This is a genomic window from Phytopseudomonas punonensis, from assembly GCF_900142655.1.
Classification (GTDB): Bacteria; Pseudomonadota; Gammaproteobacteria; order Pseudomonadales; family Pseudomonadaceae; genus Aquipseudomonas; species Aquipseudomonas punonensis.
In genome coordinates this window covers 573,705-592,696 of record NZ_FRBQ01000001.1, presented here as the reverse complement: position 1 = coordinate 592,696, position 18,992 = coordinate 573,705, and the positions used below count along the sequence as shown (strand labels likewise).

Here is an 18,992-nt window from a genome sequence, read left to right as displayed (position 1 = left end):
GGGCGCCCTGAGGCGCCCTTGTTGTTGATACGGATGATTAGCGGTGACGATGCTTGTGGTGACGTTTATTGTGCTTCTTGCCATGGCGATGGCCGTTGTCACGATAGCGGGATTCGTTGCGGTTGCTGTCGGCCATCTCGTTGGCCAATGCACCGCCAGCCGCGCCACCCAGGCCGGCACCAATGGTCGAGCCCGTGCTGCCGCCAAACTGATTGCCGAGCACCGAGCCACCTGCGGCGCCCAGGCCGCCGCCCAGTGCAGCTTCGGTCTTGTTGCGTGAGCTGATGGCGCCACCGGCCGCGCCGCCCAGGCCAGCACCAATGGTGGCGCCTGTGCTGCCTCCCAACTGCTGGCCGACGATATTGCCCAGCGCGCCGCCGACCCCGCTGCCGATGGCAGTCTTGGTGGTATCGGCATAGGCCAGGGGAGAAACCATTGCACTGAAAGCCAGTGCGGTAAGGAATGTACGCATCGCGCAACCCTCGAAAATGACCCTTGCGGGCGTAGCCATGGCATTGCCATGGTTCTTGCGGTCAGCCATGCAGTGCAGGCGACATCACTTAGAGGTTGGATGGAGAAGAAATTCCCATGAGGGGATTTAAAGATACATGAATGAATGTATCAAGATGTGTGGGGTTCGCTGTTGGCGATTGTGACCATTAAGCGGCAAAGCCTCTAGAACAGCGATCTCGAGGCTTTGATCGAAAACCAGCCCTCGCACTCGGTGTTGTGGCCTGAGTAGGCTGAGCAGGCGTTGCCGCTCAGGCTCGAATCCGAATATGAAAAATCGAAGTCGATACCCTTCCACGGGCGCGAAAGGCTCAGTGACCAGTCGTTGAAAGAGCTGACCTGGCCGCCGCCGGAAATGTTCTTCGGGGTTTCGAGCAGGTGGTTGCCGTAACGCACGATCACGGCCATTCCCAGCAGTTTTACGCGGCCCAGGTCGGCGAGCATCGTGCTGTTGAAGCGATTCGGATCGTTGCTGAAGGAAAATCCGAAACGACGCGCATCGTAGGTCACGCCTGCGTACACGTCCTGGCTATCGAGGTGGCTGTAGCCCGGATGGCTGTAGCGGATAGTGCCGAGCTCGTAACCGAGCGAGTCGACGAACTGCTGCCTGTAGCCCACATAGCTGTTGAGTTCCATCTGGCTGCCCGGGCTGATGCCGAGATTGGGCGACCACTGGCCCAAGTACCAACCACTAGGGTGGCTCAGGTCGAGACCGCCGTGAAAGGCGCCGCCGCTTTGCGGCTTGACCAAGCCTTGGGCCATGCTGCGACTTGGTGTAGTGCCCAGACTCAGATCGTAGTCACCCACTTCCCGCACCAGCAGGGCCGCCTCGGCGTGGATACTCAGCAAGACCGTCCCAAGCAGGACGGCAGATGAAAACCGCATGGTCTTCCCCCATTGCAGCCAATGACGCAAGCGCCAAGCAGCGCTAATAAGGCTTGGCAGTCATTCGCATGGTTGTCGCAGGTTTGGCAGAAACCCGAAGGGCCACATCGTGGCTTGGGCTGAAAGCATTACGCGCTTCGGTCGAGCGCTTAGAGCCTGTTCACGATCTCGCGAGCTAGAGCGATACAAGGCCTAGGCGGCCCCGCAAAAACAAGCGAGGAAGCGGAGTTTACGAGCTGTAAATGAGCATTTCGAGCTTGTTTTTAACGCAGGAGCGCCGACGCGCAGCAGATCGTGAGCAGGTTCTTAGGTGGGCACGTTAACCGACACGCGTAACGGCAAAGGGACATCAGAGGGGATTTTTTGCGCGATGTGCCGCAGATTCCGACGAGCTGCATCTATCCTGCGCTTAGCTCCCACCTCATATGAGGCGGGAGCCGTAGCGTCTGGCCTTACAGGATGCGTGCAGTTTCCTGCGCAGCGTGCAGGCGGATGGCGACGAACTTGGAAGTCGGCGTGTGGCTGCCAATACCAACGCTCTGCAGCGGTACCAGCGGGTTGGCTTCCGGGTAATAAGCCGCAGCCTGGCCGGCAGGGATATCGAATGCCAGCAGCGTGAAGCCCACCACCTTGCGCTCGACACCGTCGTCCCACAGCGAGGTGATATCCACTTTCTGGCCTGGTTTGTAGCCCAGGCGGGTGATATCCGCTTCGTTGACGAACAGCACGTCACGCTGGCCGCGAACACCGCGATAGCGGTCGTCCAGGCCGTAGATGGTGGTGTTGTACTGGTCGTGCGAGCGCATGGTCTGCAGGATCAGATCCGGCTTCTGGCCACTGTTGCGCACTTGCGGTGGCAGCAGGTCGGCGAGCAGGGCGTTGGATTTGAAGTTCGCCTTGCCGGTGTTGGTCTTCCACTGCCGCGCGCCTGCCGAGTTGCCCAGGTAGAAACCGCCTGGGTGCTGCACGCGGGTGTTGAAGTCCTGGAAGCCGGGGATGGTGTCGGCGATCAGCTCACGAATACGGCTGTAGTCGGCAATCATCGCATCCCAGTCGACCGGGTGATTGCCCAGGGTCGCCTTGGCGATACCGGCGACGATCGCAGGCTCCGAGCGCATCTGCTTGGACAGCGGCTCGAGCTGGCCGTTGGAGGCGTGGATCATGCTGAACGAGTCTTCCACCGTGATCGCTTGCGGGCCGGTGGCCTGAATGTCGATATCGGTACGGCCCAGGCACGGCAGGATCAGCGCGTCCTTGCCGGTGGTCAGGTGGCTGCGGTTGAGCTTGGTGCTGATCTGCACGGTCAGATCGCAGTTCTGCAGGGCCTTGTGAGTGCGCGGGCTGTCCGGCGTGGCCTGGGCGAAGTTGCCGCCCAGGGCGATGAATACCTTGGCCTGGCCGTCGACCATGGCGTTGATCGCTTCCACGGTGTTGTGGCCGTTCTCGCGCGGCACCTTGAACTGGAAGCGTTTCTCGAGGTTGTCGAGCAGCACCACCGGCGGGCGATCGTTGATACCCATGGTGCGGTCGCCCTGCACGTTGCTGTGGCCACGCACCGGACACAGGCCGGCGCCGGGGCGGCCGAGGTTGCCGCGTAGCAGCTGCAGGTTGACGATTTCCTGGATGGTCGCCACCGAGTGAACGTGCTGGGTGATGCCCATCGCCCAGCACATGATCACTTTCTCGGCGCGGCGGTACATCAGTGCCGACTGCTCGATTTCCTCGATGGTCAGGCCAGATTGCTCGACCAGCGATTCCCAAGATGTTGCATCGAGAACGGCGAGGTAAGCGTCGACGCCGTCTGTGTGTTCGGCGATGAAGGCGTGGTCGAAGACTGGCTTCTCACCCTTGGCTACCGCTTCACGCTCCCACTGCAGCAGGAATTTGGCGATACCGCGCAGGGCCGCCATATCGCCACCCAGAGCAGGGCGGAAGAACGCGGTGTTGAGCGGTTCGGAACCGTTGGTGAGCATTTCCAGCGCATGTTGCGGGTGTTGGAAACGCTCCAGGCCACGCTCTTTGAGCGGGTTGAAGGCAACCACCTGGGCGCCACGTTTGACCGCCTCACGCAGCGGCTCGAGCATACGCGGGTGGTTGGTGCCCGGGTTCTGGCCGAGTACGAAAATGGCGTCGGCGTGCTCGAAGTCATCGAAAGTTACGCTGCCTTTACCGATACCGACGCTCTGGATCAGCGCGACACCGCTGGCCTCGTGGCACATGTTCGAGCAGTCAGGGAAGTTGTTGGTACCAAAGGCGCGCACGAACAGCTGATAGAGAAACGCAGCTTCGTTGCTGGCGCGGCCCGAGGTGTAGAACTCGGCCTCGTTGGGGCTTGCGAGGTTCTTGAGGTGTTTGGCGATCAGGCTGAAGGCGTCGTCCCAGGAGGTCGGCACGTAACGGTCAGTGGTCGAGTCGTAGCGCATCGGCTCTGTCAGGCGGCCCTGATACTCGAGCCAGTAGTCGCTTTGCTCGCGCAATTGGCTGACGGTGTATTTGGCGAAGAACTTGGCATCAACCCGGCGTTTGGTGGCTTCCCAGTTAACCGCCTTGGCACCGTTCTCACAGAACTTGATGCGGCCGTCTTCCGGCGAGTCGCCCCATGCACAACCGGGGCAGTCGAAGCCGCCGTTCTGGTTGGTCTTGAGTAGTGCACGCAAGTTCTTGAACGGCTGTTTGCTGTCCAGCCAGAACTGGGTAACGCTGATCAGCGCGCCCCAACCGGCGGCAGCGCCTTTGTAGGGTTTGTAACGCGGGTTCACGGGTTGCAGGCTCATGGCTGTTCTTCTCTTGCAGGCGGAGCGGGGCTGTAGACCCGCGGCGCGCTGTGGTGGGGCAAATGAATCAGGTTGAGGTTGTGCCGGCGCGCCCATTGCACGGTAAGGGCGGTCGGGGCCGAAAGGCTGACCAGATTGCCGATGCCGGCTCTGACCGCCTTGTGAATCAGTTCCAGGCTGCAGCGGCTGGTGACCACCGCAAAGCCTTGGCGCACGTCATGTTTCTCGCGCAGCAACGCGCCGATCAGCTTGTCCAGCGCGTTGTGCCGGCCGATGTCTTCGCGGCAGGCGCGTATCTCGCCGTCACCGTCTACGTACAACGCTGCGTGCAAGGCGCCGCTGCGTCGGGCCAGATCCTGCACGGCGGCGATGCGTTCGCGCAGGCCGACCAGGTGAGCTGCGTCCGGCAGGTCACATTGCTCCAGCGTATTTAGCTGTGGTAGTGCCTGATCGAGTGCTTCGACGCCGCATAGGCCGCAGCCGCTATTGCCTGCCAGTTGCCTGCGTTGCTGCTTCATCGCCCAGAAGGCGCGACTGCTGATCTCTACCTCGGCTCTGATGGCCGGGCCAAGGTGATGCAGGCGGATGTCATAAATATCGTCGATGGTGTCGACGACGGCGCTGCTAAGGCTGAAACCAGCAATAAAATCTTCCACCGCGGTCGGTGAAACCATCATCACCGCATAGCTGATGCCGTTGTAGCTGATCGCCAGCGCGCTTTCCTGGGCAAGAACCGCAGAACCCGCAATTTCGGGGACCCCAAGTTCTGCGTAGGCATAGCTCTGCGCCTGCTGGACGCTGGAGTTATCGTGGCTGGTGACGGTAGGACTCTCGGCTGACCGGGGCACGGCAAGCTCACCTGCGGCGGATTGACACAGAGAAGCGTAGGTGTTCGTGAGGCGGACGTCTAATCGCTGTTGCCGATACGCCGATCAGTTCCGTCTATCATGATCTGAGGAATGCTCTACACCGGTCGTTCAAGGCGTTGCCTCAATTCAGGCGCTCTCCTGCAAATGCTGGATAAGCTCCTGAAGTAGCTGCGCATTGAGCGCATCTATGTCGATGATTTGGAAGCCCGCCCAGGATTGCTGGCCAGGGGCGCCGTTGCGGCTCCATAGACAATCTGCAGTGAAGTACAGATCGCTGGTGGCGGCTAGCAGGGCTGCACAGGCCAAGCGGCACTCCACCAAGCTGTCTGCAGGTAGTGAGGTGGTGCTGCAGAGCATGAACCCTTCATTGGAGAGGTCGGCGACTCTGCCAAGGTATCTGTCGCTGTGCTGCTCGAATACCTCCAGCAGCGTAGCCGTAGAGTAGCGAGGGTGCTGGCGACGTTCATCCATGGGCGGCCCTCAATTGTTGCGTCCGGTAAGTTGCTGAAGAACACGATAGACCGCCTTTAGCGCGCGGTCGACCATGGGGGCTGATCGATCAGGCTTGCTCAGGCGTGCAGTGCCCTGTTGCATTTCATCGACCAGCTGATCCATCGATTTGACCGCCGCGCGCTGACCATTACGGTCGACGAACATGTAGTTGTGGGTGGTCGGGCTGTACCAGGAGAGTTTCAGGGTTTGTCGCCGGCCGCCGAGGGTGAAGTCGAACCAGGTGCCGAATTCGACTTTCTCCAGGTCCCGGATCAGCTGTTGGCCCGTCGGCTGGTGCGTGCGGTTTCTCTGCGAGCTGGCGAGCAGCGCGGCGTCATCGCCCAGCATCGATCCCAGTGGGCTTGGGCTGGGTGGCAAGCTCAGTTTTGAGGCGAGCTCCGGTTGCCCTGCCTGCACAGCGTGCTGGCAGGCGACTAGATCCTGGAGAAGGCGACGAACATCGTCCTCGCGGTAGCCACCCAATAGCATCAGGCCACTGCGTAGCTCATCGAGCATATCGACGCGCAAGCGCTGCAGTCGATCACGCTGCGCGGCATCGAGTAGGGTTCCGCTCCAGGCCAGCTGTCCCGCCGTTTCGCATGCTCGTTGCCATTCGCTACTCGCCGGGCCGTGGCGCAGCTGAATGAACACCAGCACATCGATCCAGGTGCGCTCGAGAAATTGCCGGATGATCGGTGGTGGCGAGCGTTTCGCCAGGGCCTGGGCGATGGCCTGCGCGGCGCTGTGCCGGGCGCCAAGCAGTTTGTCGCGACCTTTAGCGGTCTCTACGGCGCGGCGCTCCTGAAGCTCTACCCGCTGCTTTATGGCGCCTGTGAATTCCTCGAACTCGGCAAGCAACTCCTCGAAGATGTGTAAATCGCCGCTGAAGCGCTGCACAACCTGGCGAACCACCCACTGCACCTTGTTCAGCAAGCCGTAGGCATCGTCCGCCGCGTCATAAAGCACGCCAGCTTGGGCCATGGCGTTGATCAGCTTGCGTGCGGGATGGTGGGGTTGAGTAAAAAGCGCCTTATCAAGCAGGGCCACTTTCAGGCAAGGCGTATGCAGGTGGGAGAGGGCGACCTTATAGGGCTGGGGCAGATTCTCGTCGTCGAGGATAAAGTCGAATAGCAGGCCAACCAGGTCGATGACATCGGTTTCGCGATTACCCACGCGGTGCTGCCCTGGAGCGTCGCTGTGGCTAGCCAGTTGTTCCTGCAGGTGGGTTTTTAGGCTGGCGACTTGCAGGGGGCGTTCTTGGGGGTGAGCCAGTTCCATGGCGGACGCCTGCTGTAGGCGATTGAGGGCCGCAAGAAGCTCTGCGGCGTCGTAGGTACGCTTGGCACCCTCCGGAGCGAAACTGGCCATGCTCGGTGAGCCATTGAGCGTGCCGATGGCGTTACGGTGTTTGCGATACTCGGCCAGCAGAGTATCCAGGCCTTCTACCAAGCGGGCGGCGTCATCGGGCGGCGCAGTGGTCAAGTCGAGTGCTGGCGGTTCGTTCTTATCTTCATAGGCAGGAGAAGGATTGATCGTCGGTGTGGCAGGCTCCGGAGGGCGCGTCGGTGCAAATTTCAGATTAGGTAGTACGCCCGCATCGATCAGGCGCTGGTTGAGCGCGTCATACAGGGCATCGAGCCCTTGCATCACCTGTTTTTCGAACAGCCCATAGAGCACCAGCTTGATACGCAGCGGCAGCTCGCAGTCTTGCAGGGCTGTCAGAAGGGCATATGCAATGCTTTTCGGGGAAAGAGGATTGGCGTTTGCAGGCAGGGGCTGGCCGTTGTTAAGCAGCGCCAGGCGCTTGTCCAGCGCGAACAGCGCTTGCGCGCAACGTGTCTGCACCTGCTGGGCCATGTTGGTCACCTGCAGGATTTCTTCGTAATCCTCGTTTTCGACCAGAGTCAGGTCTTTGGCAGGCATATCTGCCGCTGATATGTCCGCAACCAGCTTGCCGTCCAGAAAATCGCCGATACCTTTGGAAATGCTCAGGTGGTACTGGCGCTCGATCTGCGGCCGCAATTTGCGGATATGGCGCATGTTGTCGAAGAACATCGCCTGCACCTGATTGTTCTCGGCTTGCTCGGCGCATTGAAAGAGCGTGTCGTCGACTTGAGCAAAGGTACGTGCCAGATGATCCGCCAGATGATTGAGCACCAGCTTGCGGCAGCCTTGCCCCAGCTCGCTGAAGCGCGGCTGGATGCCTCTGCTTGCCAGCGTGCGAGAGGTGCCATTGGATGGCGGCGGTGTGCCCTGATTGGTCATCTGTGATCCTGATGAAGGCGCCGATACGGTGCTTCAGGCTGTGCAGGTGTGTCTTGAAGGTAAAGCAAATGCACACTCGTTCGCAAAGCATTGTCATAAAAGCAATTTAGGGGGTTGACAGCGGTTTGCGAAACCGTAAAATGGCGCGCCTCTGCAGCGGCAATTGGCGGAAGCCAAAAGCTAGTAACAGAGACTGAAAGAAGCATAGTTCCGCGATAGCTCAGTCGGTAGAGCAAATGACTGTTAATCATTGGGTCCCTGGTTCGAGTCCAGGTCGCGGAGCCAATCTTTCTTCGGGGTGTAGCGCAGTCCGGTAGCGCGCCTGCTTTGGGAGCAGGATGTCAGGAGTTCGAATCCCCTCACCCCGACCATTTTTGGGTCGTTAGCTCAGTTGGTAGAGCAGTTGGCTTTTAACCAATTGGTCGTAGGTTCGAATCCTACACGACCCACCATTTCAAGCACTGCTTGAGAGTAAAAAACCCGCCTAGAGCGGGTTTTTTGCTTTCTGAAGACAGGGTGTACTTCCCGTAGGGTGGATGACGCTTTTTTCATCCACCATTGCGCTTGTAGAGTGGTGGACGGGCGAAGCGTCGTCCACCCTACGGCAGGCTGCCCTTGGGGTCAGTGCAGCTTGAGGCGTGGGTCGGTGCTGCGGCCGATGCGATCGCTGAGCATCAGCAGCAGCGTGCGGAAGGGCCCATATAGCGCCATTTGGTGCATACGGTACAGCGAGACGTAGAACATCCGCGCCAGCCAGCCTTCCAGCTTCACGCTACCCATCAAATTACCCATCAGGTTGCCGACCGCGCTGAAGCTCGACAGCGAGATCAGCGAGCCGTAATCCTTGTAGGCATAACTCGGCAGTGGCTGATTCTGCAGCCGCAGAGCAAGCGATTTGACCAGCAGCGAGGCTTGCTGGTGCGCAGCCTGTGCGCGTGGCGGCACGTTGCGCTCGCTACCATCGCCCATCGGGCAGGCCGCGCAGTCGCCAAAGGCGAAGATATTTTCGTCGTGCGTGGTCTGCAGCGTGCTGGTGACGACCAGCTGGTTGATGCGGTTGCTCTCCAGGCCATCCAGGCCCTTCAGGAATGCTGGCGCACGGATGCCGGCTGCCCACACCTTGAGGCTTGCCGGGATGGTTTCGCCATTGGCGAGTATCAGGCCTTCGCTGGTAACTTCCTTCACTGCCGCGCCAGTCATCACATTGACGCCGAGCTTCTGCAGGGTTTTGTGCACAGGGGCGCTGATGCGCTCGGGCAGCGCTGGCAGCACGCGTGGCCCGGCTTCGACTAAGCTGATGCGCATATTTTCCGGGCGGATGCGATCCAGGCCATAGGCTGCCAGCTCGTGAGCGGCGTGATGCAGCTCGGCAGCCAGCTCCACGCCGGTAGCGCCGGCACCCACGATGGCGACACTGATTTGGTCGTTGTCGCCATTGCCTGCGTGGGCGCGCAGGTAGTGGCTGAGCATCTTGCGGTGGAAGCGCTCGGCCTGTTCGCGGGTATCGAGGAAAATACAGTGGTTGGCCGCGCCTTCGGTGCCGAAGTCGTTGGTGGTGCTACCGACGGCGATCACCAGGGTGTCGTAGGGTAGTTCGCGTGCGGGCACAAGCTCGCGGTTGTCTTCGTCCAGTGTCGCGGCCAGCTGAATGGTCTTGCGCTCGCGATCCAGTCCGCTCATACGCCCGAGCTGGAATTCGAAGTGGTTCCATTTCGCCTGGGCCACGTAGTTCAGCTCGTTCTCCGTGGAGTTCAGCGAGCCGGCAGCGACTTCATGCAGCAAGGGCTTCCAGATGTGGGTCAGGTTGGCATCGGCAAGGGTGATCTGCGCTTTGCCGCGCTTGCCGAGCTTTCTGCCCAGACGGGTAGCCAGCTCCAGGCCGCCGGCGCCGCCGCCGACAATAACGATTCGATGGGTCATGGTGTGTCTCACAAGGCTAAGAAATCGGTGGCGAGTCCGGGCGAGCTACGCTCCAGCGCCGGGCGACTCATGTGCCAATTCGCGCAAGGGATGCCTGCGCGTTGCAGTCTGTGTGGTCTCTGAGGCTATCTGTCGTCAACTCATCGACATATAGCCTGCCGCTTGGGTTCAATCCACGGGGCGGCGATGCTGATGCAATGGCGGCATTCTAGCAGGGTGCTTGACGGCGAGATGGGCTGAAAGAACGCCTATTCGAGGTGTTCCAGAGGCTCGACCTCGAGCGAGTCGCCAAGGCGAATAATGCCCGTATGAATCACCCGGGCCGTGATGCCGCCATGGCCGCGCACCGCCTGAAAAGTACCAAGGCCCAGGCGGTGCTCGAGCTTCGCGCAAGGCTGGCACCAGCCCGTGGTTTCCAGGATTGCCTGACCGACGCGAAAGCGCCTGCCTTTGAGGCTAAAGAGGTTGATACCGCTGATGGCGATATTGCGCCGCAAGTCCTCAGGAGTTATCGCATGCTCAGGTTCGCGGCCCAGCAGGGCGCTGATCACCGCCAGATGCTCCCATTGAATCAGGGTTACCTGACGCGCGTTGCGCGGACCGGGTCGAGCATGATCGCCGGTTAGGCCGGCTTCGCGACGCGCCTCCACGGCATCGAGGATCAGCATTTCGCCACGTGATTCAGGGCGTACACCAAGCCAGCGTACCTGCCCGCATTGCGGCACTGCAGCGATAAGCGCTTGCAGTGCGCTGGCCGGGTAAGCGTCAGGCCTCAAGGCGTGATTCCGCCGTACTCATTTGCATGACTGGGCCTGGTTGCTCAGTGCCGACTAGGCGGCAGGTCGTCCGAGAAAAGATCATCCTCGAGCTCATTGCCGGGAATTACATGTTCTTCCGATGCCCAGGCACCCAGGTCGATCAGCTTGCAGCGTTCAGAGCAGAATGGCCGGCTCGGGCTTTGCGGGCCCCATTCCACCGGAGCTGCGCAGGTCGGGCAGGCGACGAGTGTGGGAGCGGTCATGGTTGGCCTCCGTTGAGGGTCAGATAAAAGGCATGCAGGCGTTCGACTTCGCTTTGCATCCACGCCAAGTCTCGGTCATTGGTGAGTACATCGTCGGCGTAGCTCAAGCGTGTTTCACGGGTTGCCTGAGCTGCCATGATCGCGCGCACCTGTTCGGCAGACAACCGATCACGTTGCATCGTGCGTTCGATCTGCACATGCTCGGGTACGTCCACCACCAGGATGCGCTGCGCCAGTTTGTATTGGCCGGACTCGATCAGCAGTGGCGACATCGTAATAGCGTAGGGTGATGTGGCCTTGGCCAGAAATTGCGCAACTTCCTCAGCGATCAAGGGATGCAGCAGACTTTCCAGCCAGCGACGCTCGGCAGGTGATGTGAAGATCAATTCGCGCAGCGTAGCGCGGTTTAGCTGGCCATCGCCTTGCAGCACCTGTTCACCGAAGTGCTCGGCTATCGCTGCCAGTGCCGGTCGACCCGGCTCGACGACCCAGCGAGCCGCCTGATCCGAATCGACCAGATCTATGCCCAGCTTAACGAAGTGCGCGGCAACGGCACTTTTGCCGCTACAGATGCCACCAGTTAGGCCAAGCGTCCAGGGTTTCATGGTGGGCTGCCCCGTAGAAAAATCAGGGGCGGATTGTAAAGGAGCTGCTACTCAAGTGCGAATCAGTGACGGTAATACGCCGGCTTTTAGCCTCATCCCGTTTTTCGCCCCGGAGCGGGGCTCCTGCGCGATTTCAGGCGATTCACATACCCCGTAGGAGTGTTGCCCTCGGCGCGAAGATGATCGTCATGTCGAACCGCTTTGGCGTCGTCGTCCGCCCCCTGGGTTAACCGAGGCGATACCCAGATTGGGTCTTTGCGCGTTAATTGAAGCCCGCGAAGCGCAAATAACCATCGGTAATCTGCTTACCCCACATCAGCGCGATAAAACCCGCAATGGCCAGGTAGGGGCCAAAGGGAATCGGTGTACTGGTGCTGGCAGCGCGCAGGCGCAGCATGATCACCCCAAGCACGGCACCGACTACCGAGGACAGCAAAATGGTCAGCGGCAGAATCTGCCAGCCACCCCAGGCGCCAAGCATCGCCAGCAGCTTGAAGTCGCCATAACCCATGCCTTCCTTGCCGGTCACCAGCTTGAACAGCCAGAACACCGACCAGAGGCTCAGGTAGCCCGCTACAGCGCCCCACAAGGCATCTTCCAGGCTCGTAAAAAGCCCGAAGTTGTTGGCAATCAAGCCCAGCCACAGCAGCGGCAGCACCAGAGTGTCCGGCAACAGCTGGTGATCCGCGTCGATCAGGCTCATCGCCAGCAATCCCCAGGCCAGCACCAGCATGCCTGCTACTTGCCAGCCGAACCCCAAATGCCAGGCAATATAGGCTGAAAGCAGGCCGCAACTTAGCTCTACTAGCGGGTAACGCAGACTGATCTTCGCCTTGCAGCCAGAGCATTTGCCACGCAGAAACAGATAGCTGATGACCGGGATATTTTCCCAGGGGCGGATTTCATGCTGGCAATGGGGGCAGCTGGAGTGGGGGAGTATCAGATTGTAGGTTTCGTCGGCAGGCTCGGCGGGTAACTTCAGTACTTCGCGTGCCTGGATTCGCCAGTCGCGAAACATCATTTTAGGCAGGCGGTGGATAACCACATTGAGGAAGCTGCCGACCAGTAGGCCGATAACTAACGCGCAGAAAACAAAGGCCGGTATATTGCCGGCGAGGAATTCGATTACGAGCATGTATTAAACAACGCCGCCCAATTGGAAGATGGGCAGGTACATGGCGATTATCAGGCCGCCAACCAGTACACCGAGCACCGACATGATCAGGGGCTCCATCAGTGCGGTCAGGCCATCCACGGCATTATCCACTTCCGCCTCGTAGTAGCTGGCCACCTTGTCGAGCATGGTATCCAGTGCACCGGACTCTTCACCAATGGCGGTCATCTGTACGGCCATAGCAGGAAACACATTGGTCGAGCGCATGGAGAAGTTCAGTTGCATACCGCTGGTTACGTCCTGTTTAACCTTGTTCACGGCATTACGGAACACCACGTTGCCGGTAGCGCCTGCCACCGAGTCCAATGCTTCTACCAATGGCACACCGGCAGCAAAAGTAGTGGACAGTGTGCGGGCATAACGCGCTACAGATGATTTGTAGACGATATTGCCAACAACCGGCGCCTTGAGCACGGCGCGATCCAGTCCGTCACGGAATTTTTCCGAGCGTTGTTTGGCCTGCATAAATAAGTAACCAGCCGCCACGAGCGCGATGATGAAAATAAACCACCATTCCTGAAGACCTTCAGATATACCGATCACGAACAGAGTAAAGCCGGGGAGTTCTGCGCCGAAGCTTGAGAAAACATCCTGGAATTGCGGCACCACCTTGATCAGCAAAATACAGGTCACGATTACGGCGACTGCCACCACCGCAATTGGGTAGTTCATCGCCTTTTTGATCTTGGCCTTTAGTGCCTCGGTTTTTTCCTTGTACGTGGCCACCCTGTCCAGCAGTGTTTCCAAGGCGCCTGACTGTTCGCCCGCTTCCACCAGGTTGCAGAACAGATCATCGAAATACTGAGGCTTGGTGCGCAGTGCTGCTGCGAAGCTATTACCGGCCGCCACATGCTGCTTAATCTCATCGACCAGCTTGCGCATATTCGGGTTTTCCAGGCCATCGGCGATGATGTCGAAGGATTGCAGCAGCGGAACGCCGGCCTTCATCATCGTTGCCATCTGACGTGCGAACAGGGCGATATCCAGCGGCTTGATCTTTTTGCCCGCTCCGAACAGGCTTATGCCCTTCTTGCGTACCTTGGTCGGGTTGATGCCCTGTTTGCGTAGCTGGGCTTTGATCAGTGCCGGGTTCTGCCCGTTTAGCTCGCCCTTAACCACAGATCCCTTGCGATCCTTGCCCTCCCAGACAAATGTGCTGGTCTTCGCTGCCTTTGCTGCTGCCATGGTTAATCCTTGGTAACGCGGTTGACTTCCTCAAGGCTGGTAACGCCTTGCATGGCTTTCAGCAGGGCCGAAGTACGCAGGTCGTTGAAGCCGTCTTTTCGCATTTGCGTGGCAATATCGATGGAATTGCCTTCCTCCATGATAATCCGCTGCAGGCTCGGAGTGTTTTTAACCACTTCATAAATACCGACACGGCCTTTATAACCATTCTTGCAATTTTCACAGCCTACCGGGCCATAAAGCTTGAAGGTGCTGAGCTGATTTTCAGGGAAACCTTCTTCCAGCAGTGCCTCTTTCGGAATGGGCACCTCCTTCTTGCAGCTGTTGCACAGCTTGCGCGCCAGGCGCTGGGCGATGATCAGGTTCACCGAGGTAGCGATGTTGAAGGAGGGCACACCCATATTGCGCAAGCGGGTCAGGGTTTCAGCCGCGCTGTTGGTGTGCAAGGTGGACATCACCATATGGCCCGTTTGTGCGGCCTTGATGGCGATGGAGGCGGTGTCCAGGTCGCGGATCTCGCCGACCATGATGATGTCCGGATCCTGGCGCAGGAACGCCCGCAGGGCCTGAGTGAAGTCCATGCCCTGTTTAGGATTGACGTTAACCTGGTTGATGCCCTCCAGGTTTATCTCTACCGGGTCTTCTGCCGTAGAGATATTCACGTCTGGGGTGTTGAGAATGTTCAGGCCGGTATACAACGAAACGGTTTTCCCCGAACCCGTGGGGCCGGTGACCAGAATCATCCCCTGCGGCTGCTTGAGCGCGGCCATGTAGAGGTCTTTCTGGCTTTCCTCGTACCCCAAGGCATCGATACCCATCTGGGCGCTGGCGGAGTCGAGAATCCGCATCACGATCTTCTCGCCCCACAGGGTGGGTAAGGTGTTGACGCGAAAGTCGATGGATTTGCTCTTGGATATGCGCATCTTGATGCGACCATCCTGCGGCTTGCGCCGTTCGGAAATATCCAGCCCTGCCATAACCTTCAGGCGCGCAGAGATGCGTGGCGCCAGCTGGATCGGCGGGCGTGCTGTTTCATGCAGGATGCCATCCGTACGAAAGCGTACGCGGTAGGTTTTTTCGTAGGGCTCGAAGTGCAGGTCGGAGGAGCCACCCTTGATCGCATCGAGCAGCATCTTGTTGACGAAGCGCACCACTGGGGCGTCGTCGGCATCCTGCACTCCGCCATCGCCCTTTTTGTCGTCATCGACCGACTCCGTTTCCAATCCATCAAGGTCAACGTCGCTTAAGTCTTCAAGGCCGCTGTGTCCCGTATCGAAGAACTTGTCGATGGCATCACCGAGCTTGTCGTCTTCTACCAGCAAGGCTTCGGTCGAAAGGCCCGTGCTGAACTGGATATCAGTAACCGCTTGGTGATTGGAGGGGTCGGAGATGCCAACGAATAGCTTATTGCCTCGACGCCATAAAGGCAGGGAGCGGTGTTGGCGTACCAGTTTTTCGCTAACCAAGTCCCTCGGTTGGCTTTCCTTATCCAGCGCATTGAGGTCGAAGTAGGCCACGCCAAACTGATCCGCTGCCAGCTCCGCCAGGGCGAGACTCTTTACCAGTTTGTTCTGGGCCAGGTATGTGACCAGCGACAATTTATTACGCTTGGCCTGAGCTTGCGCCTGTTGAGCGGCCTTTTCGTCCAGCAACTCAGCCAGTACCACCTGCTTGGCCAAGCCGGAAAGGGGAATATTGTCGCTCATGGGCACCTCACACATATCGAATGGGTGCGTTATAGCGCAGATGACAGTTGCTGCCAAACGGCCAGCACCCAGGTGACGTAAAGTGTCACAAGGTGCGGAGAAGTGCAGTGCGGAATGCTGGGCACTAGTGACCCGGAAGGCTCCATTCTGTGAGGCAGTCCGCAGGTTTCATCGTGTTCTCGAGAGTTGGCAGTGTTGGCACGCCTCCTGCTTAGCCACCAGCAGGCTTGTCTGCCTGACACTTATGACTGGAGAGTTACATGAAAGCTAACATGCAAAAGGGTTTTACCCTGATTGAATTGATGATCGTTGTCGCGATCATTGGTATTTTGGCTGCTATTGCGTTGCCGGCCTATCAGGATTACACCGTCCGAGCCAAAGTAGGCGAGGCCATCATTGCCGGCTCTGCAGCCAAAGGCTTGATGAGCGAAGCTTTCCAAACCGACGGTGTTGCTGGAATGACTGCTGCTGCCGTAGCTTTCAATGCTTCGCCCATAGCTGAGCGTACTTCTAAGTATGTAAGCAACGTAGCCATTGCTGAGGCATCGCCTTGGACAATCACTGTGACACTTGCCGCTACGCAGGCAAACGGCATTCCTAACGTGCTTAATGGTCAAACTCTGACTTATTCGCCTAACGTGGCAAATGCTGTTCCTACTGCTGCATCGGTAGGTGCAATTGATTGGGCGTGTGGTAGTGCTACTACCGCAACCGCTACTGGCCGTGGTCTTGGTAACGTAGCTCAAGGCACCTTGCTGGCCAAGTATGCTCCTAGCGAATGCCGATAAGCCTCGCTTGTATGTGGTAATCGTGGTGTAAAAACCGCGCTATGGTGGATTAAATACGATTCATAGGATGGATTAGCCGAAGGTGTAATCCGTCGTTTAACGCGAATCGACTGCATCTGCCGCTGCAGCTGAACGCCTCGCCTCGTGCGGGGCGTTTTGTTTTCTGGGTTTGGTGTTGCTTATGGGGCATGCGGCGGATTACGCCTGCGGTTAACGCACCCTACGAGTTTGTCCGGTTCGCTGCTCTATGCTTCGTTTTTCCATGGGAAAGAGGAGGCATAGATGCCTAACTATCGTCGTGCCTCTGCGCCTGGGGCTACTTGGTCTTTACCGTCAATCTGCTGTAGCGCCAGGGGAATGATTTGCTGGTACGGCATATCGGCCTGCTCCGTGAAGCGGTGCGCAAGGTCCGTCATCAGTATCCGTTTGTGGTCAATGCGTGGGTTGTGCTGCCGGAGCATATGCACTGCATATGGACGTTACCGCCAAGTGATGCGGACTACCCGCTAAGTTGACGCTTGATTAAAACCTTCATCTGTCGTGGTTTGCCGGTGAGCGAGCACCGATCTTTGATTCGTTTCCGTCGTAGCGAGCGGGGCATTTGGCAACGGCGCTATTGGGAGCATCAGATTCGGATGATGAAGACTTTCGCGGCATATCGATTATGTCTACGCGAACCCGCTCAAGCATGGATTGGCGCAGCGTGCACGAGACTGGCCTTATTCGAGCTTTCATCGCGATTTACGCGCCGGGCTCTATCCGCAGGACTGGGTGGGGAATGCCGAACTGACGAGTGCTGCATCGCAGAATGGCGAATAACGTAGCTGGATTAGCCGAAGGCGTAATCCGGGTGCGAAGCCAGTAATCTGCCGCTCACCGCGAACCTGCTGTATCTGTTGCGATAGCTGGACGCTACGCCTTGTGCGGGGCGTTTTGCTATATGGGTATCGGAGTGTTGCGAGTAGTACGGCGGATTACGCCTTCGGCTAATACGCCCTACGGTTCTGCCCGAGGATAAATAAGCAGAAAATCCCCGGGTATCGCTTCGCTTGACCCAGGCTACGAGACGCCTCATAAAAAACGGCCCATCAAGGGCCGTTTTTATGAGCGCGTGAGACGCGCGATCAGTGATGCTCGCGGGTGGCGCGGAATTTCACGTCTGGCCAGCGCTCTTCCATCAGACTCAGGTTGACGCGGGTCGGCGCCAGGTAGGTGAGGTGGCCACCGCCGTCGAGGGCGAGGTTTTCCACGGCCTTATTGGAGAATTCCTCGAGCTTCTTCTTATCGTCGCACTCGATCCAGCGCGCCGACCATACGGTGATCGGCTCGTAGCCGCACTCGACCTTGTATTCCTCTTTCAGGCGGCTGGCGACCACGTCGAACTGCAGCACACCGACGGCGCCAAGGATGATGTCGTTACTGCGCTCGGGGAAGAACACCTGGGTGGCGCCTTCCTCGGCGAGCTGTTGCAGGCCCTGGCGCAGCTGCTTGGATTTCAGCGGGTCCTTCAGGCGCACGCGGCGGAACAGCTCCGGGGCGAAGTGTGGGATACCGGTGAAGCCCAGCGCTTCGCCTTCGGTGAAGGTGTCGCCGATCTGGATGGTACCGTGGTTGTGCAGGCCGATGATGTCGCCCGCCCAGGCCTCCTCGAGCATTTCCCGCTCGCTGGAGAAGAAGGTCAGGGCGTCGCCGATGCGTACGTCCTTGCCGGTGCGCACGTGGCGCATCTTCATGCCTTTCTCGTACTTGCCCGAGCAGATGCGCATGAAGGCCACACGGTCGCGGTGCTTGGGGTCCATGTTCGCCTGGATCTTGAATACGAAACCGGTGAATTTCTCTTCAGTCGGTTGCACCGGGCGCTCGTTGGCGACCCGCGCCAGTGGGCGTGGCGCCCAGTCGACCACGGCGTCGAGCACATGGTCGACACCGAAGTTGCCCAGTGCGGTGCCGAAGAACACAGGGGTCAGCTGGCCGTTGTTGAATTCGTCCTGGTCGAACGGATGGCAGGCGACCTGCACCAGCTCCAACTGCTCGACGAAGCGCTCGTACTCGTCGCCCAGGTGGGCGCGGGCCTCGTCGGAGTCGAGTTTCTCGATGATCTTGGTTTCGGTGCGCTCGTGGCCGTGGCCGGCGGTGTAGACGATGATGTAGTCGCCTGCCAGGTGATACACGCCCTTGAAGTCGCGGTAGCAGCCAATCGGCCAGGTGATCGGCGCGGCCTTGATCTTCAGGACCGCTTCGATCTCGTCGAGCAGCTCGATGGGGTCGCGAATATCACGGTCGAGCTTGTTGACGAAGCTGACGATGGGCGTGTCGCGCAGGCGGCACACGTCCATCAGCGCGATGGTGCGCGGCTCGACGCCCTTACCGCCGTCGAGCACCATCAGCGCGCTGTCCACCGCGGTCAGGGTACGGTAGGTATCTTCCGAGAAGTCTTCGTGGCCCGGTGTGTCGAGCAGGTTGATCATGTGCTCGCGGTAGGGGAACTGCATCACCGAGGTGGTGATGGAGATGCCGCGCTGCTTCTCCATTTCCATCCAGTCGGAGGTCGCATGGCGGTCGGATTTACGCGACTTCACGGTGCCGGCCACTTCGATTGCCTTGCCCATCAACAGCAGCTTTTCGGTGATGGTGGTTTTACCGGCGTCGGGGTGGGAAATGATCGCGAACGTACGGCGCTTGGCGACTTCGGCGGCCTGAGTGGTCATGGATGCGTGCCTGCTTGAAAGCGTGGGCGGGCCTGGGCGGCCCGAAAAATGCGCGATTATAGCGGCAAATGCCGGTGCGCTGGGGCATCC

At 59.1% G+C, this 18,992-nt stretch carries 15 protein-coding genes, 3 tRNA genes and 1 pseudogene; 5 read left to right on the top strand and 14 right to left on the bottom strand.

The annotated features are described in order from the left end of the window. Window positions 1–37: 37 nt before the first annotated feature. The 6 genes from BUC40_RS02705 to BUC40_RS02680 form a co-directional block, all read right to left on the bottom strand. Window positions 38–472: a glycine zipper domain-containing protein gene (locus BUC40_RS02705; RefSeq protein ID WP_073262343.1), complete on the bottom strand. Its 435-nt coding sequence runs from the start codon at window positions 470–472 to the stop codon at window positions 38–40. Window positions 473–675: 203 nt separating this feature from the next. After that, the gene (locus tag BUC40_RS02700) at window positions 676–1,395 is read right to left on the bottom strand and encodes a TorF family putative porin (RefSeq protein WP_073262341.1); all 720 of its coding nucleotides are present in this window, start codon (window positions 1,393–1,395) and stop codon (window positions 676–678) included. Between the two features lie 452 nt (window positions 1,396–1,847). Continuing rightward, on the bottom strand, window positions 1,848–4,169 hold the full coding sequence (locus tag BUC40_RS02695) for an FdhF/YdeP family oxidoreductase (RefSeq protein ID WP_073262339.1): 2,322 nt from the start codon (window positions 4,167–4,169) through the stop codon (window positions 1,848–1,850). Beyond that, entirely contained in the window at window positions 4,166–5,017 is an 852-nt protein-coding gene (gene fdhD, locus BUC40_RS02690) for a formate dehydrogenase accessory sulfurtransferase FdhD (protein ID WP_073262337.1), read from the bottom strand. Before fdhD ends, BUC40_RS02695 begins: the two co-directional genes overlap by 4 nt. Before the next feature lie 147 nt (window positions 5,018–5,164). After that, window positions 5,165–5,509, bottom strand: coding sequence for a PilZ domain-containing protein (locus tag BUC40_RS02685; protein ID WP_073262335.1), 345 nt, complete (start codon window positions 5,507–5,509; stop codon window positions 5,165–5,167). A gap of 9 nt (window positions 5,510–5,518) precedes the next feature. Then, window positions 5,519–7,795, bottom strand: coding sequence for a DUF1631 domain-containing protein (locus tag BUC40_RS02680; RefSeq protein WP_073262333.1), 2,277 nt, complete (start codon window positions 7,793–7,795; stop codon window positions 5,519–5,521). Between the two features lie 209 nt (window positions 7,796–8,004). On the opposite strand from BUC40_RS02680, the gene BUC40_RS02675 reads away from it, so the two are divergent. The 3 genes from BUC40_RS02675 (at window position 8,005) to BUC40_RS02665 (ending at window position 8,247) form a co-directional block, all read left to right on the top strand. Next, window positions 8,005–8,080 (top strand) — tRNA-Asn (locus tag BUC40_RS02675). Window positions 8,081–8,089: 9 nt separating this feature from the next. Next, window positions 8,090–8,166: transfer RNA gene (locus BUC40_RS02670), tRNA-Pro, on the top strand. Window positions 8,167–8,171: 5 nt separating this feature from the next. Beyond that, a tRNA-Lys gene (locus tag BUC40_RS02665) sits at window positions 8,172–8,247 on the top strand. Between the two features lie 169 nt (window positions 8,248–8,416). On the opposite strand, the gene BUC40_RS02660 is transcribed toward BUC40_RS02665, so the two are convergent. From BUC40_RS02660 to pilB, 7 genes are all read right to left on the bottom strand, one after another. Beyond that, window positions 8,417–9,715 (bottom strand): NAD(P)/FAD-dependent oxidoreductase, encoded by a 1,299-nt coding sequence (locus BUC40_RS02660; RefSeq protein WP_073262331.1) that lies wholly within the window; start codon window positions 9,713–9,715, stop codon window positions 8,417–8,419. A gap of 248 nt (window positions 9,716–9,963) precedes the next feature. Then, entirely contained in the window at window positions 9,964–10,491 is a 528-nt protein-coding gene (locus tag BUC40_RS02655; RefSeq protein ID WP_073262329.1) for an MOSC domain-containing protein, read from the bottom strand. Between the two features lie 44 nt (window positions 10,492–10,535). Then, on the bottom strand, window positions 10,536–10,736 hold the full coding sequence (gene yacG, locus BUC40_RS02650; RefSeq protein WP_073262327.1) for a DNA gyrase inhibitor YacG: 201 nt from the start codon (window positions 10,734–10,736) through the stop codon (window positions 10,536–10,538). Further along, complete coding sequence (gene coaE, locus BUC40_RS02645; RefSeq protein ID WP_073262325.1) at window positions 10,733–11,341, bottom strand: dephospho-CoA kinase; 609 nt, start codon at window positions 11,339–11,341, stop codon at window positions 10,733–10,735. The genes yacG and coaE overlap by 4 nt, the downstream gene beginning before the upstream one ends. Before the next feature lie 262 nt (window positions 11,342–11,603). Further along, a complete protein-coding gene (locus tag BUC40_RS02640) occupies window positions 11,604–12,476 on the bottom strand; it encodes a prepilin peptidase (protein ID WP_073262323.1) in 873 nt (290 codons plus the stop codon). A 3-nt stretch (window positions 12,477–12,479) separates the two neighbouring features. Then, entirely contained in the window at window positions 12,480–13,700 is a 1,221-nt protein-coding gene (locus BUC40_RS02635; RefSeq protein ID WP_073262321.1) for a type II secretion system F family protein, read from the bottom strand. Window positions 13,701–13,702: 2 nt separating this feature from the next. Beyond that, on the bottom strand, window positions 13,703–15,406 hold the full coding sequence (pilB, locus tag BUC40_RS02630; RefSeq protein ID WP_073262319.1) for a type IV-A pilus assembly ATPase PilB: 1,704 nt from the start codon (window positions 15,404–15,406) through the stop codon (window positions 13,703–13,705). Between the two features lie 260 nt (window positions 15,407–15,666). Between pilB and BUC40_RS02625 the strand changes: the two genes are divergently transcribed. Then, window positions 15,667–16,194, top strand: a complete 528-nt coding sequence (locus BUC40_RS02625) for a pilin (RefSeq protein ID WP_073262317.1) — start codon at window positions 15,667–15,669, stop codon at window positions 16,192–16,194. A 282-nt stretch (window positions 16,195–16,476) separates the two neighbouring features. After that, window positions 16,477–17,013 (top strand): annotated as a pseudogene (locus BUC40_RS23065) (REP-associated tyrosine transposase). Window positions 17,014–17,318: 305 nt separating this feature from the next. Here the strand turns inward: BUC40_RS23065 and BUC40_RS02615 are convergent. Beyond that, window positions 17,319–18,902, bottom strand: coding sequence for a peptide chain release factor 3 (locus BUC40_RS02615; protein ID WP_073262316.1), 1,584 nt, complete (start codon window positions 18,900–18,902; stop codon window positions 17,319–17,321). Window positions 18,903–18,992: the final 90 nt, after the last annotated feature.

Coding starts and splice junctions, on each gene's coding strand:
- BUC40_RS02685 (WP_073262335.1), bottom strand. CDS start 5,509: ATGGATGAACGTCGCCAGCACCCTCGCTACTCTACGGCTACGCTGCTG.
- BUC40_RS02680 (WP_073262333.1), bottom strand. CDS start 7,795: ATGACCAATCAGGGCACACCGCCGCCATCCAATGGCACCTCTCGCACG.
- BUC40_RS02625 (WP_073262317.1), top strand. CDS start 15,667: ATGAAAGCTAACATGCAAAAGGGTTTTACCCTGATTGAATTGATGATC.
- BUC40_RS02635 (WP_073262321.1), bottom strand. CDS start 13,700: ATGGCAGCAGCAAAGGCAGCGAAGACCAGCACATTTGTCTGGGAGGGC.
- BUC40_RS02660 (WP_073262331.1), bottom strand. CDS start 9,715: ATGACCCATCGAATCGTTATTGTCGGCGGCGGCGCCGGCGGCCTGGAG.
- BUC40_RS02695 (WP_073262339.1), bottom strand. CDS start 4,169: ATGAGCCTGCAACCCGTGAACCCGCGTTACAAACCCTACAAAGGCGCT.
- BUC40_RS02640 (WP_073262323.1), bottom strand. CDS start 12,476: ATGCTCGTAATCGAATTCCTCGCCGGCAATATACCGGCCTTTGTTTTC.
- coaE (WP_073262325.1), bottom strand. CDS start 11,341: ATGAAACCCTGGACGCTTGGCCTAACTGGTGGCATCTGTAGCGGCAAA.
- pilB (WP_073262319.1), bottom strand. CDS start 15,406: ATGAGCGACAATATTCCCCTTTCCGGCTTGGCCAAGCAGGTGGTACTG.
- BUC40_RS02705 (WP_073262343.1), bottom strand. CDS start 472: ATGCGTACATTCCTTACCGCACTGGCTTTCAGTGCAATGGTTTCTCCC.
- yacG (WP_073262327.1), bottom strand. CDS start 10,736: ATGACCGCTCCCACACTCGTCGCCTGCCCGACCTGCGCAGCTCCGGTG.
- BUC40_RS02615 (WP_073262316.1), bottom strand. CDS start 18,902: ATGACCACTCAGGCCGCCGAAGTCGCCAAGCGCCGTACGTTCGCGATC.
- BUC40_RS02700 (WP_073262341.1), bottom strand. CDS start 1,395: ATGCGGTTTTCATCTGCCGTCCTGCTTGGGACGGTCTTGCTGAGTATC.